General features: G+C 51.4%; 12 protein-coding genes. All 12 read left to right on the top strand.

Going from position 1 to position 14,498, the window contains the following annotated elements; all coding sequences use genetic code 11:
* The first annotated feature begins 9 nt into the window (after window positions 1-9).
* Window positions 10-3,537, top strand: a complete 3,528-nt coding sequence (mfd, locus tag B9D94_RS28285; protein WP_148248513.1) for a transcription-repair coupling factor — start codon at window positions 10-12, stop codon at window positions 3,535-3,537.
* Window positions 3,521-4,606, top strand: a complete 1,086-nt coding sequence (locus B9D94_RS28280; protein ID WP_148248512.1) for a peptidylprolyl isomerase — start codon at window positions 3,521-3,523, stop codon at window positions 4,604-4,606. Before mfd ends, B9D94_RS28280 begins: the two co-directional genes overlap by 17 nt.
* A 315-nt stretch (window positions 4,607-4,921) precedes the next feature.
* Window positions 4,922-5,464 carry a stage V sporulation protein T gene (gene spoVT / locus B9D94_RS28275; protein ID WP_006207427.1) on the top strand — a complete coding sequence of 181 codons (543 nt, stop codon included), beginning with the start codon at window positions 4,922-4,924 and terminating at the stop codon, window positions 5,462-5,464.
* Between the two features lie 199 nt (window positions 5,465-5,663).
* The gene (locus tag B9D94_RS28270; protein WP_006207428.1) at window positions 5,664-7,346 is read left to right on the top strand and encodes a putative polysaccharide biosynthesis protein; all 1,683 of its coding nucleotides are present in this window, start codon (window positions 5,664-5,666) and stop codon (window positions 7,344-7,346) included.
* 95 nt (window positions 7,347-7,441) lie between these two features.
* Window positions 7,442-8,956 carry a bifunctional methyltransferase/pyrophosphohydrolase YabN gene (mazG, locus tag B9D94_RS28265; protein ID WP_006207429.1) on the top strand — a complete coding sequence of 505 codons (1,515 nt, stop codon included), beginning with the start codon at window positions 7,442-7,444 and terminating at the stop codon, window positions 8,954-8,956.
* Between the two features lie 165 nt (window positions 8,957-9,121).
* Window positions 9,122-9,394 carry an HU family DNA-binding protein gene (locus tag B9D94_RS28260; protein ID WP_036640966.1) on the top strand — a complete coding sequence of 91 codons (273 nt, stop codon included), beginning with the start codon at window positions 9,122-9,124 and terminating at the stop codon, window positions 9,392-9,394.
* Entirely contained in the window at window positions 9,394-9,672 is a 279-nt protein-coding gene (locus tag B9D94_RS28255; protein WP_006207431.1) for an RNA-binding S4 domain-containing protein, read from the top strand. The genes B9D94_RS28260 and B9D94_RS28255 overlap by 1 nt, the downstream gene beginning before the upstream one ends.
* A gap of 151 nt (window positions 9,673-9,823) precedes the next feature.
* Complete coding sequence (gene yabP, locus B9D94_RS28250) at window positions 9,824-10,105, top strand: sporulation protein YabP (RefSeq protein ID WP_006207432.1); 282 nt, start codon at window positions 9,824-9,826, stop codon at window positions 10,103-10,105.
* The gene (yabQ, locus tag B9D94_RS28245; RefSeq protein WP_006207433.1) at window positions 10,102-10,671 is read left to right on the top strand and encodes a spore cortex biosynthesis protein YabQ; all 570 of its coding nucleotides are present in this window, start codon (window positions 10,102-10,104) and stop codon (window positions 10,669-10,671) included. Before yabP ends, yabQ begins: the two co-directional genes overlap by 4 nt.
* An 11-nt stretch (window positions 10,672-10,682) precedes the next feature.
* Window positions 10,683-11,033: an FtsB family cell division protein gene (locus tag B9D94_RS28240; RefSeq protein ID WP_006207434.1), complete on the top strand. Its 351-nt coding sequence runs from the start codon at window positions 10,683-10,685 to the stop codon at window positions 11,031-11,033.
* A 114-nt stretch (window positions 11,034-11,147) separates the two neighbouring features.
* Window positions 11,148-11,639, top strand: a complete 492-nt coding sequence (locus B9D94_RS28235; protein ID WP_006207435.1) for a S1 domain-containing RNA-binding protein — start codon at window positions 11,148-11,150, stop codon at window positions 11,637-11,639.
* Between the two features lie 344 nt (window positions 11,640-11,983).
* Window positions 11,984-14,494 (top strand): stage II sporulation protein E, encoded by a 2,511-nt coding sequence (gene spoIIE / locus B9D94_RS28230; protein ID WP_006207436.1) that lies wholly within the window; start codon window positions 11,984-11,986, stop codon window positions 14,492-14,494.
* Window positions 14,495-14,498 lie beyond the last annotated feature (4 nt).

Genomic DNA, 14,498 nt, shown 5'->3' with positions numbered 1-14,498 from the left:
TGCCCCCTTTTGTTACAAGCACTTATTGATGTATTTTCGAAGGATTCGGATTTCAAATCCATTACGGCCGGGGTTAATGCCGGTATGAGGGAGCAATTGATCTCCGGTCTTTCCGGGTCGTCCAGGCAAATCTTAATGGCTGCACTGCATCAAGACCAGCAGCGCCCGCTGCTCGTTGTGACTCATAATATGTTTTCAGCCCAGAAAATCGCGGATGATCTGCAGGAAGCGCTATCATCTGATCAAGTGCTGTTATACCCAGCGAATGAACTGGTAGCGGCTGAGTCGGCGGTATCAAGCCCCGAGACTCTGGCACAACGGATTGATGTACTCGTCCGCTGTGCCAGGGGCTTCCGGGGTATTGTCGTTGCGCCATTTTCCGGCGTGCGCCGGCTTCTTCCAGCACCGGAAGTGATGTCGGATGCCCGGATCGTGCTTCATGATGGCGGGACGCTTGTGCTGGATTCCTTCTTGAATCGGATGGTTGAGATGGGATATGAGCGGGTGGAACGGGTTGAGAGCCGCGGTGAGATGAGTGTCCGCGGCGGCATCATCGATTTCTATCCGATGACAACGACGATGGCCTACCGTATTGAGCTGTTTGATGAGGATATCGACTCGATTCGAACATTCGACCCCATCGATCAGCGCTCGATTGATAAGGTTCGGGAAGTAGTCATCACGCCGTGCAAGGAGATTATTGCGGATTTGGAGCGGCTCAGCCGTACGGCTGATACGGTGGTTCGTCTGCTGGAGGCGCAGCTCGAACGTATGAGTGACCGCCAAGCCAAGCTCCGTTTGCGGGATGAAATACACCGCGAAGTTGAAATGCTGCGCGAGCGGATTTATTTCCCTGAGCTCTATAAATATATTTCTTTGTTATATCCGGAGAAGACCAATCTGTATGATTACATGCCGAAGGATACCATTCTGATTATGGATGAACCGGCACGTCTGCTCGAAACAGCGAAGCAGCTGGAACGGGATGAGGCCGAATGGAATTTGCATCTGATGCAGAATGGCAAATCCCTTCCGGAGCTGCCGTTGTCGCTGGATACGGAGGAACTGATCTATCAGCATCCATATCAAAGCCTGCTGATCTCGATCTTCCTGCGTCAGGTGCCAAGAATGCAGCCGCAGAACATCATTAATGTCATCACGCGCGGCATGCAGGATTTCCATGGTCAGATGAACGTGCTTAAGGCGGAGATGGAGCGCTGGAAGAAATCTGGCGTTCAGGTCATGATGCTGGCGGGCGATGCGGAGCGGATGGACCGCATGCGGCGAGTGCTGCAGGACTATGGCATTGACGAGCCGGTGATGCTTGAAGGGCATCTGCAGAATGGCTTCGAGATGCCTTCTGTCCATGCCGCCATCATTACAGAGAGCGAAATGTTCTCCTCGAAGCAGCGCAAAACTCGCAAAAGCACGAAGAATATGGACAACGCCGAGCGTATCAAGAGTTACACAGAGCTCAAAGTCGGCGATTATGTGGTGCATCAAAACCACGGTATCGGGAAATATATGGGGATCGGGACGCTGGAGATCAACGGGATCCATAAGGATTACATGCATATTTTGTATGCTGGTGGCGATAAGCTGTCCGTTCCGATTGAACAGATCGATCTTATCCAGAAATATGTCGGTTCTGAAGATAAAGAGCCGAAGGTTTACAAGCTGGGCGGAAATGAATGGACCCGAGTCAAGAACAAGGTCCGTTCCTCCGTTCAGGATATTGCCGATGATCTGATTAAGCTGTACGCCGAGCGTCAGTCCGCTCCCGGATACGGATTTGAGAAAGATACGTCAGAGCAGCAGGAATTCGAGGACATGTTCCCTTATGACGAAACACCCGATCAACTCCGTGCCATTACCGAGATCAAAAAAGACATGGAGCAAAATCGACCGATGGATCGGCTGCTGTGCGGCGATGTTGGTTACGGAAAAACCGAAGTGGCGGTTCGTGCTGCATTCAAGTCGGCCATCGAAGGCAAGCAGGTTGCGGTACTTGTACCGACAACGATTTTGGCGCAGCAGCATTACGAGACGTTCCGGGAGCGTTTTGCCAATTATCCGATCAACATTCAGGTGCTGAGCCGTTTCCGCAGCCGTAAGGAACAGAATGAGACGATCAAAAAGGTGAAGCAGGGTTCCGTCGACATTCTGATCGGTACACACCGCTTGCTGTCTCAGGATATTGTGTTTAAAGATCTGGGACTGCTTATCGTTGATGAAGAACAGCGGTTTGGCGTTACGCATAAGGAGAAATTAAAGAAGCTGAAGACCAATGTGGACGTGTTGACGCTGACGGCAACGCCGATTCCCCGCACATTGCATATGTCGATGCTCGGCGTTCGGGATTTGTCGGTTATTGAGACACCGCCGGAGAATCGTTTTCCGGTGCAGACTTATGTCGTGGAGCACAGCCAGACCCTGGTTCGGGAAGCTATCGAGCGTGAGCTGGCCCGCGGCGGTCAGGTCTACTACCTCTACAATCGGGTTCAAGGCATTCAGGAGATGGCCGCTCAGATATCCATGCTTGTGCCGGAGGCCAGAGTGGGTGTCGGCCACGGTCAAATGTCGGAGACAGAGCTGGAGAAGACAATTCTTGACTTCCTGGATGGCGAATACGACGTATTGGTCAGTACGAGCATTATCGAGACGGGTGTCGACATTCCGAATGTAAACACATTGATCGTGCACGATGCGGACAAAATGGGTCTCTCCCAGCTGTACCAGCTGCGCGGACGTGTAGGGCGTTCCAATCGAATCGCTTACGCTTATTTCACATACCAGCGCGATAAAGTATTGACCGAAGTGGCGGAGAAGCGGCTGCAATCGATCAAAGAGTTCACGGAGCTTGGCTCCGGATTCAAGATCGCGATGCGGGACTTGTCGATTCGCGGTGCCGGCAATCTGCTTGGAGCGGAGCAGCATGGATTCATTGCTTCTGTCGGGTTCGATCTCTACTCGCAGATGCTGGCTGAGGAAATTCAGAAGCGCAAAGTCAGCATGCTGGGCGAGCCTGCGCTGCCGACAAAAGATTGGAATACATCCATCGATCTGGGCATTGACGCATACCTGCCATCGGATTACATTTATGACAGCATTCAGAAAATCGAAATTTATAAAAAAGTGGCGGTCGTCTCGTCCATTGACGAATCGGCTGAGCTTGAAGATGAGCTGCTTGACCGCTTTGGCGAGCTGCCGCTGGCGGTAAGTAACCTGCTTGCTGTTTCCCGCTTGAAGGTATATGGTCGTACGTACGGGATCGACTCGATTATTCAGCGCGGGGACGATGTGCTGCTGCAGTTCTATGAAGGACAGGACAAGGCGGTTAATACAGCAGGTCTTGCGCAGATTGGAAATATGTTTGAAAGACGTGTACAATTTGAACAAGGACCTGCGATGGCTATTCGCATTAAAGGCAAGGGACTTTCCGATCAACAATTGTTAGAATTGCTGGAGCAATTCCTGGAGGCTGCACAAGGGCCATTCAACCTGAAGGGAGAACTACAAAATGCCGTTAAGAAATAAAAAGGTATGGAAGACATTCATTGTATCCATCACAGCCGTACTATCCATGTCGATGATCGCTGCATGCGGAAACGACAAAACCGAGGGTGCCAAAGAAGATAACAGTAAAGTCATTGTGAAATATAAAGGCGGAGAAATTACCGAGAAGGAATTCGATCTGGAGCAGCGCATGATCCAGTTCATGTCTCCGGAATACGCCCAATTTCTGCAGATGGATGAATTTAAAGAGTATTTGGCCAAGCAGGGCGTAGCGTATGAATACCTGTATGCCAAAGCTGACGATAAAGCAAAAGAAGCTGCCGAGAAGCAAGCCGATGATCTGCTCAAGCAGCAGAAGAACGGTATGGGCGAAGATCAGTTCAAAGCAGCTTTGGAAACGCAGAAATTGACAGAGCAGGACCTGAAGAACTACATGCTTCGTGTTCTGACTGTAATGGAGCACGAGAAGAATCAGGTCTCCGAAGAGGATATCAAGAAGGATTTCGATGCAAACAAGAAGGATTATACCAACATCAGCGTTCGCCATGTCCTGGTGAGCTTTAAAGATGCGGAAGGCAAGGACCGACCAGAGGGAGAAGCCCTTAAAATCGCCAAGGAAGTGGAAACCAAGCTGAACAAAGGCGAGGATTTTGCCGCAGTAGCGAAGGAATATTCCCAGGATCCGGCCTCCAAGGACAAGGGGGGGCTGATTGAGAACAAACCTGCGGGTTCTTGGGTACCGCAATTCAAGGAAAAAGCTCTGACGCTTGAGCTGAACAAAATCAGCGCTCCTGTTGAGACGGATTACGGCTACCATGTCATGAAGGTGGAGAAGCGCGAGGAAGTTGCATATGACAAGCTTCCTGCCGATCAGAAGGAAGGCATTCTGAATGAGCTTGCTTCCGCGAAGATCGATAACTTCATGCAGAATGAGCTTAACGATCTGATTGAGAGCATGGATCTTCCGAAGAGCGAGAATACGGACAAGCCTGCTGAAGGCACAGGTGACGAGCAGAAGGACGGCACAACCGATAAACCGGCTGAGGGCGACCAGACACCGGATGCTGGCAAGGAAGACACGGGCAAATAATTTGACGGACAAGCGTCCCGTTAATTATCTTGTGCTGCGCTACCAATATTCAAGTATTGTAAGACAGCGAATGGCTCAAATGGCGGGATTTGTAATCCATAACGTGCGAAATCGCGCGTTATGGATTTTTTTCCCCAAGACCTGATGAATTTATTTTTGGATTTCGCAACCAACAGAGGGTAGATGATGTATAAGGAATTGGGAATGGATGAATACTATGGTCAGACATTAACTCTTATATACCTGGGGACATCCTCTTCCCGAATGGAACAGTAGTTGAAAAATCTTCTTAATGAAAGTGGGGCAACAAGTGACATGAAAGCTACTGGTATCGTCCGCCGTATTGATGACCTCGGGCGCGTGGTCATTCCGAAAGAAATTAGACGCACACTGCGGATTCGCGAAGGCGACCCGCTCGAAATTTTCGTTGACCGGGATGGAGAAGTCATTCTGAAGAAATATTCACCTATCGGTGAATTGGGCGATTTTGCGAAGGAATATGCGGAATCCCTTTATGAGAGCACAGGTCACATCACGATCATCTCTGACCGTGATACCTTCATCGCTGTAGCAGGCGGCTCCAAGAAGGAGTATTTGGACAAGCCGATTGGCAACCTTCTGGAGAACTGCATGGAGAATCGGAAGACGGTTCTGGAAAGCAACAGCGGTACTTATGAGATCAGCAAAGACAACCCGGAAGCCTTGTCCGCTTTTGTGGTTGCGCCTATCATAGCTGGAGGAGATCCGATTGGCAGCGTTGTGCTGATGAACAAGGATGAATCCGTGAACATGGGTGAAATGGAAGTGAAGATGTCTGAAACGGCCGCAGGCTTCCTCGGCAAGCAAATGGAACAGTAAGACGAGGATATGACGCCTTGGATGGAGACTCCCGCTGAATGTTGATCTTAGGATCAATCGACAGTTGGGAGTTTTTGTTGTCTGATATAGTTTTGTACCGCTCCCCTACCCTTGGTTATAATGGAGATACACATGACGGCATCCGTATTATGGTTGATTGGTGATCCGTAAAGATCATGTAGGGGATTGGAAGAAGGCTATGAAACCAGATCAAACAGGCGTAAGGCTCCTGCGGGGAGCGTTTATTCTCAGTGCGGCCGCGATTCTGTCCAAGCTGATTGGAACATTGCAAAAAATACCGCTACAAAATATGGGCGGAGATGCCGTATTCGGCATCTACAACACGGTTTATCCGTTTTATATGATGATGATTACCCTTGCGGCTGTCGGTTTCCCGGCTGCCGTCTCCAAATATGTGGCGGAGTATGAGGCGGTGGGACGAACCGAGGACAGCCACCGGCTGCTGAAGCTGTCTTCCATCACCTTGGTGCTGTTTGGTCTAATCCTGGGTTTCCTGATGTATGTTTGCGCTCCATGGATTGGCCTATGGATCGGAAGCAGCCAAGTGGTTCCTGCGCTTCGCGCAGGTGCATTGGCTTTGGCGTTCGTTCCTTGGATGGCGGTACTGCGCGGTTATTTTCAGGGTCTGCACAATATGGTGCCAACGGCGATTTCCCAGATTACGGAGCAGATTGTCCGTGTAGGGGTTATGATTGCGCTGCTGCTCTACATGATTCGTGCCGGAGCCCGTGCAGATATGATTGCGGCCGGGGCGCTCCTGGGGTCTGCCGCCGGCGGTGCAGCCGGGCTCTTGGTGATGGGGCTGTACTGGCGGAAGCACATCAAGGGGTATCGAGGCAAGGTACATGGAGGAGAAGGAAGTTCAACATTCGGCATACCGGATATGAACGATTCGGGGCAGCATGCCGATGTAACTAAAGAGGGAGCAGGTGTTCTAATTCGCCGCCTGCTTGCCTACGGCATCCCGGTTTGCCTCAGTCTGCTTGCGGTTCCTTTGATTGGACTGGTGGACACTTTCACAGTGCCGCGGCTGTTGAAATCCAGCGGGCTTGGCGAAGCGCTGACGATGGCGGAGTTTGGGATCTATAACCGGGGTCTGCCGCTGGTCCAACTGGTTACGATGCTGGCTGCCTCCTTGTCGGTTCTGTTTATTCCTGCACTGGCGGAAGCCAAGTTCAGAGGAGAGTCAGACCGTGTTGCAGGGCAAACCCGTATGGCCCTTCGCTGGTTCTGGCTGATCGGGATGACGGCCTCCGTAGGACTGGCCGTGCTTGCCGAGCCGATTAACATCATGCTGTACGAAGATGCAGCCGGTACAGGGACGATGCAGGTGATTGCCTTCACGGCGGCCGGAGGGACGCTGAGCACGATTACAGCCGCGCTGCTTCAGGGCATCGGCGTCGTGAAGGCGCCAGCGCTCCATCTGCTGGCGGCGGCTGGACTGAAGCTGCTGCTCAACCTGCTGCTGGTGCCGCAGCTGGGCATTACCGGCGCAGCCATCGCTGGCGTGGCTGCGCACCTGACCGCCGCAGCGCTCAATCTCGCGCTGCTCTCACGCAGTGCCGGCGCACGGCTTGACGCCGGCGGGCTGCTCGCGAGGACGCTGCCCGTCCTCGCAGCGGTGGCGCTGGCCGCCTGGGGCGCAGGCGAAGCGGCCAGCGGCATCTTGGCGGCGGCCGGCTTCGCCCCAGGCCGCCTTACCTCCGCGGCCCGGAGCCTGAGCGGCGTCGCGGCCGGTGGCGGCGCCTTCCTCATCGGCGCCGCGCTCACGAAGCTCCTCACGGAGGAGGAGCTTCGGATGCTGCCGAAGGTCGGAAGACCGCTGGCAGCCTTCTTGCGGGCCTTGCGTGTGCTGCGCTAAAAGCACGGCAAACGTGAGATGTTTGATCTTCTGTGATATAGTAGTGTACGATAACGACGTCTACAAGGCGGACGAAGAGCGAAAGGAAGTATCGTATGAGTGCATCCATTACGGTGGTCGGCCTGGGTTCTGGCAATCCTGATCGATTGACTATAGGCATCATAAAAACCATGCAGCGGGCATCGAAGGTGTATGTGCGCACATTATCTCATCCCGTAATCGCTGCGTTGAATGAATTCCAGGTCAATCCGGAATCGTTTGACCATGTGTATGAAGCACATGACACCTTTCCTGAGGTGTACGAATCCATTGCATCCGCTCTGATCAACCTGGCCAGAGCTGCTGAGGATAATCGTGAGATTGTCTACGCGGTGCCGGGACATCCCATGGTAGCGGAAGCCACGGTTCGGTTGTTGCGGGAGCGCTGCCCGGGAGAGAATGTGACCCTGACGGTGCTCGGCGGTGAGAGCTTTCTGGACGAGGCCTTCGTTCGCCTTGGTTTCGATCCCATTGAGGGCTTCCAGCTTCTCGATGCAGCTGAGCTTCAAGCAAGCGTCCTTCAGCCGCAGCTGCATACCCTGATCGGCCAGGTGTATGACATGTTTACCGCTTCGGAAGTCAAGCTGGCGCTGATGGAACTGTATCCGGACGATTACCCGGTTATCGTGGGCCATGCGCTGGGCGTTGAAGGCGAGGAAGCGATTCAGCGTGTGCCGCTCTACGAACTGGATCGTATCGAAGGTTACGGGAACCTGTCGCTGGTCTATGTGCCTCGAAGTGATGACAGCCAGCTCCGGCAGAGGACGTTTGCCAGACTTCATGAAATTGTCGGCATTCTGCGCAGTCCTGAAGGCTGCCCATGGGACCGTGAGCAGACCCATGAGTCCATCCGCAAAAATCTGATCGAGGAAACCTACGAGGTGCTTGAGACGATTGATGAGGATGATCCTGAGCATATGCAGGAGGAGCTTGGTGATCTCTTGCTGCAGATTATGCTGCATTCACAGATGGAGGAGGAGCTCGGTACCTTTACAGTGTACGATGTCATTCAAGCCCTGAATGACAAGCTGATCTTCCGTCATCCGCATGTCTTTGGCGAGAGCAGCGCCAAAGACGCGGAATCGGCCTTGCAGAACTGGGAGCAGATGAAAGCCGAGGAGAAGCGCCTTAAAGGCCTCTCCCCGGAGAAAGCCTCTGTACTGGACGGCATACCGCGGGATCTTCCCGCATTGATGAAAGCGTACAAGCTTCAGAAGAAGGCATCCAAGGTCGGCTTTGATTGGGATAACATCGAAGGTGTGTTCCAGAAGATTGAGGAGGAGCTTGGTGAACTGCGGCAGGCCGTGGCCGAAGGTCAGTCAGCCGAGGATACGGCACTTGAGCTGGGCGATCTGCTGTTCGCGGTCTCCAATGCAGCAAGATTCATCGGAGCAGACCCGGAAGAGTCACTTTCGAGAACGAACCGGAAATTTGTCAGTCGCTTCAGCTACATAGAGGAGCAACTTGCTTTGCAGGGAAAATCCGTTGAGGGAAGTACTTTGGACGAGATGGAAGCCCTATGGCAGGCTGCCAAATCGGGATCGTCACACAACGGCGGGATCCACGGGTGAAAAAAGGCAACTTTTCACGAAAAAATAAAAAAATAGGGATTTGCGGCAGGAATTCCGCAAGGCATCCAGAATAATCATTTATGGTGAAATCTTGCAGAGTGCAAGGCGGTTTAACCGAATAACCGTAAATCTTATATTTTTCTGATAATTGGGAGGATTTAACTCATGAACAAAACAGATCTGATCAACAACATTTCCGGTAAAAGTGGATTGACAAAAAAAGACGTTGAGAACGTCTTGAATGGCTTCCTTGGCGAAATCACGGATGCTTTGGCTAATGGTGATAAAGTTCAATTGATCGGCTTCGGTACTTTCGAAACTCGCAAACGCGCTGGACGCACAGGCCGTAACCCGCAAACAGGCAACACCATCGAAATTCCAGAATCGAACGTTCCTGCATTCAAAGCAGGCAACAAACTTAAAGAAGCTGTAAAATAATGCGAGTCGATAAATTCCTGAAAGTATCGAGGTTAATTAAGCGGCGTACCGTAGCGAAAGATGTATCGGATCAAGGCCGGGTGCTGATCAACGGCCGTGAAGCGAAGCCGAGCAGCACGGTTAAATTGGGCGATGAGATCACCGTCCAGTTTGGCCAGAAGCTCGTGACCGTCCGGGTCGAGCGTCTTACCGAGACAACCCGTAAAGATGAGGCAACCAGCCTCTATACCTTGGTCAAGGAAGAACCGATCGTTAAAGATCACGGTCTGGACTGGTAAGCAGCCTAAACCGTTACATGAAGCGTCCTTCTCACATGGGGTGAGGGGGACGCTTCTGTTTTTTATGCCATGATCTTCACTGAAGTGCGCTTCCGGGTTCTAAAGACAGGCACCTTTCCATAAGCTATTGTTAAAAGGAGGGGTACATGCCATGATCGACCAAGGGAAGGGCAAGTTTCATGACCTGAGGATGCAGAACCGGAAGCTGCTGGACATAACGGGTGTCCAAAATGTGGAGAGTTTTGACAGTGAAGAATTTCTGCTTCAGACCGAGCTGGGGCATCTCACCATTCGGGGGCAAAATTTACATATTAAAAATCTCAGCCTGGAAGAGGGGCTTTTGTCTATTGAAGGTCAGGTGCATTCACTTATTTACCTGAATCCCGGTTCTCAGGCCAAGAATAAGAGCCTGCTCGGTAAGCTGTTTAAATGAACCCAAGCGTACAATGGATCACGCTGCTCTGGATGCTCTTCTCCGGAGCAGCGATGGGAGTCGCCTTCGACAGCTACCGGGTGCTGGCCGGGCAGCTCCATTTCCCAAAATGGTCCAAGCATACCCTAGACTTCCTTTACTGGATTGCGGCAGCGTTCTTCATTTTTCGCATGTTGTACTTCACCAATAACGGCCAACTGCGTTTTTACGTGTTTGTAGGGCTATTTATAGGGGTTTGGATCTATTTTTTATTATGGAGTGTCATAACCCAGCGTTTTGTGGTAATGTTAATTCAAGTGACAAAAGGCATATTGTCCTTTTTGTACAAGTTGTTCCGCATGTTGCTTTGGAATCCGATTAAAGGAATCCTGATGTTATGCTTAGGGTTGTTAAGGTTTCTATGGAAGTTTCTCCTGTCGCTGTTGCGTTTGGTACTTAAATGCCTCATGCCTTTTTGGCGACTCTTGAAATGGATGCTGAGACCGATCACATCCAGAGTCAGGTTACCTGCATGGAGCAAGCAATTAGCGGACAAGGTTATTAAGGCGTGGAAGCGCTGGTTTTAGGAGGTATGGTCATGGGAAGATTTGCTGATCCGTCGAAGCAGGCTCCCCAACAAACCAAGACGAAGAACAAAGGCGCCCGCCGGCGTAAAAGAATGTTTGTGGCGATGATGGCGCTGTTTTTGATCTGGGCAGGTTCAACGCTCTGGTCCCAGAATGACCGCATCCGTAATCAGAACGAAGCGCTAGCTCAGAAGCAAGGGGATTATAAGTCCGTTGAACAATCGCTAAACCAGATTCATCATGAAGTGGAGCGATTGAAGGACCCTGAATATATCGGGCAGATTGCCCGTAAGAAATTTGGTTTATATCTGCCAAATGAAACACCGATCATTCAGCCCCAAAATTCGGGCGAAAAGCCGTAATTAGGCATGACAGACGTCTGTTGACCTTGTTTAGGTCATTATCGTATAATCAAATCACCGCAGCGCGATTTTTAAATCCGACTGTATATTTTTAAGGGAGGATCATTTTATTCTATGGCAATTGAAGTGGGCACCAAGTTAGAGGGCAAGGTGACAGGCATAACGCATTTTGGAGCATTTGTGGATCTGTCAGGAGGTGTCACGGGTCTCGTTCACATCTCGGAGATCGCCGACAACTACGTTAAGGATGTCAACGATCATTTGAAGATCAACGATGTCGTTACCGTGAAGGTGATTAATGTCGACAAGGACGGCAAGATCGGTCTATCGATCAAGCAGGCCGTCGACAAGCCGGCTTCCGAAAGTCGTCCACCCCGCGCACCGAGACCGGAACGCAGTGGAGGCGGCGGCGGAGAACGATTCGGAGGTGGCGGTGGTGGAGGATTCAACCGTGAACGCGGTGGACGCCCGTTTAAGCCTGCGGCCAACAAGCCTTCATTCGAGGATAAAATGTCACGCTTCCTAAAAGACAGTGAAGAACGAATCTCTTCGCTTAAGAAGAATACGGAAGGTAAACGCGGCGGACGCGGAGCCAAACGTATGTAATTCGATAAAATATAAACTGACCGCAGAGGGAAATCGCCTTCTGCGGTTTTTTTGTCGTTGTATCCAAGGGTACGACAGGTTCCTACGCAATTTACGGCGCTCCCGTGGAAATGCGCGCGGGATGTCCGCCTCAATTCGGGAAATGATCTGCCTGGATGTTTCAAGCTTGATCGGTGGAAACACCGCTGGGCGCGTAGGATGAACGCTCTTTTCCCGAACGTTCGCAAGGCACGGCGATTTTGTCGGAAATTTCTTTGGGGCTTGTCCGGTGTTCTGACAAACTTTCCTGAATGGGGGTTTTATAATGGGACCAACAAATTCGTGAAGAATGGGGTGCCAGCGTAATGGACAAAAGAAATCTGGTGATGTTTCCGGGTACTGAGGCAGTTAAAGGGGGAGCGGGTTCTATTCGTGCCCGTGTAACAGAACGTTTAGGGCAGCTGTCTTTCCTGCAGCGTCCCATCCACTTCCTGGCCGCAAAGAAGTGGATGATCTTGCTAACCTTCATGGGTTTCCTGCTTGGACGAGCGATGATTCTGGGAGAGCTGTCTCCGTTTGCAGTTGCTTATTTTGCAGTCATTGCCTTTATGCGCCGCGATTATCTTCTCCCGGTAGGCGTGGCTATCGTGGCAGGAAGTTTATTTGCGTCCTTTCCGGTGGCTTGGATGGTGCCGGCAGAGATCTTGATCTTTTATTTTATGATGCGGGGATTGGAGACCTATGAACGGGCGGAACTGTCTTATGCACCGCTGATGGTGTTTGTCTCCACTTTCTTTGTGAACCTTTTCAGTGTCCTCATCGGGCCGAGCATTACCTGGTACTCCATGATGATGCTTACCCTGAACGCCGTGCTCAGTTTTGTTCTGACGCTGGTATTTATCCAGGCCATCCCGGTGCTGACGCTTCGTAAAAAATCGTATGTCCTCCGAAACGAGGAAATTCTATGTATTATCATTCTGCTGGCGTCGGTCATGACAGGGGCCGTCGGCTGGACAGTCCAATCCCTGTCGGTGGAGCATGTATTATCCCGGTATCTGATTTTGCTGTTTGCTCTAGTGGGGGGAGCTCCGCTGGGTGCCTCCGTGGGCGTAGTGACGGGATTAATCCTCAGTCTTGCCAATATATCGGCATTCTCCCAAATGAGCCTGCTCGCATTTTCCGGGATGCTCGCCGGGATGCTGAAGGAAGGAAAGAAAGGCGGTGTTTCGCTGGGAATGCTTCTGGGAGCTACCATTCTCTCCATTTATTTCAGCAATCCTGGTGAAGTGATGATATCGACTTGGGAAACCTGTGCTGCCATTGTGTTATTCCTGATCACGCCGAAGAGTGTGATGCAGGCCATTGGCAAATACGTGCCGGGTACGCAGGACCATACTCGTTCTCAGCACGAATATGCGAAGCGGGTTCGAGATCTTACGGCGGATCGCGTGACGCAGTTCTCCAAGGTGTTCCGCCAGCTCTCGCAAAGTTTTGGACAAACCTCAGGGGTCATGCAGCCTCCAGGCAGACAAACGGAGGAGATGAACCATTTCATGAATGCCGTGGCTGAAGGCAGCTGTGCCACATGCTATAAACGGAATCAGTGCTGGGATATGAAGTTTTACCAGACTTATAAATATATGACCGATATGATGACCTCAATTGAGGAGAATCCGGAGTTGGAAGCCAAGGATCTGCCGCCGGAATGGAGCCGGATCTGCGCCAAGAAGGAGGAAGTGCTTGGCATACTGAAGCAGCAGTATCATCTCTACCAACATGATATGCAGTGGAAACGCCAAATATACGATAGCCGTCATCTGGTAGCGGAACAATTATCCGGGGTTTCGCAGGTGATGGAGGACTTGGCCCGGGAGATCAAGCGGGAGAGCCAAACGATGCACATACAGGAGGAGCAGATCAGAGAAGCGTTGCAGCAGCTCGGGTTATCGATTCAAGGCATCGACATCATCAGTTTGGATTCCGGCCAGGTTGAGATTGAGATTATTCATGCATATACCCGAGGGTATGACGAATGCAGGAAGATTATTGGACCTCTGCTGTCTGACATTATCGGGGAGCACATCGCTGTGATGGAAGAGACCTTGACCCATCCGAGGGATGGTTTGGCGACTGTGCGTTTTGGTTCAGCCAAGACGTTTGAAATTATGACGGGGGTAGCGGCGGCAGCCAAGGGAGGAGATATTTTATCGGGTGACAGCTTCAGTACGGTCGAGTTGGGCAACGGTACGTTTGCGGTAGCGCTTAGCGATGGGATGGGTAACGGGGAAAGGGCGCGGCTCGAGAGCAGCTCGGCACTCAATATATTGGAGCAGCTGCTTCAATCGGGGATGGATGAGAAACTTGCGATTAAATCGGTTAACTCGATTTTGATGCTGCGCTCGCCGGACGAAATTTATGCCACGGTTGATATGGCTCTAATCGATCAATATACCGCTCAGACCACGTTCATGAAGATCGGCTCAACCCCAAGCTTTATTAAACGGGGCAGCGATGTCATACCGGTATCGGCCAGCAATCTTCCGATTGGCATCATTCAGGATATCGAGGTGGATCTGGTATCATTACAGCTTCAGGCAGGCGATGTTCTGATTATGATGACGGATGGAATCTATGATGCTCCTGGTTACGCCGTTAACAAGGAGCTGTGGATGAAGCGCTTGATTCAGGAAGTGAGCAGCGAAGACCCGCAGGAAATTGCCGATTGTTTGTTAGAGAAAGTCATTCGTTATCAACAGAACCAGATTCATGATGATATGACGGTGGTGGTCGGACGCGTCGATCATTTTCATCCCGAGTGGTCCAATGTGCATGTGCCGGGATTTGCTCGAATGGAACGGCCCCGAACGGTTAGCTGACGGA

This window comes from Paenibacillus sp. Cedars, from assembly GCF_003184205.1.
In the GTDB taxonomy this organism is placed as follows: domain Bacteria; phylum Bacillota; class Bacilli; order Paenibacillales; family Paenibacillaceae; genus Paenibacillus_AQ; species Paenibacillus_AQ glucanolyticus.
The sequence above is the reverse complement of the archived record's forward strand: the minus strand, read 5'-3'. Positions and strand labels throughout refer to the sequence as shown.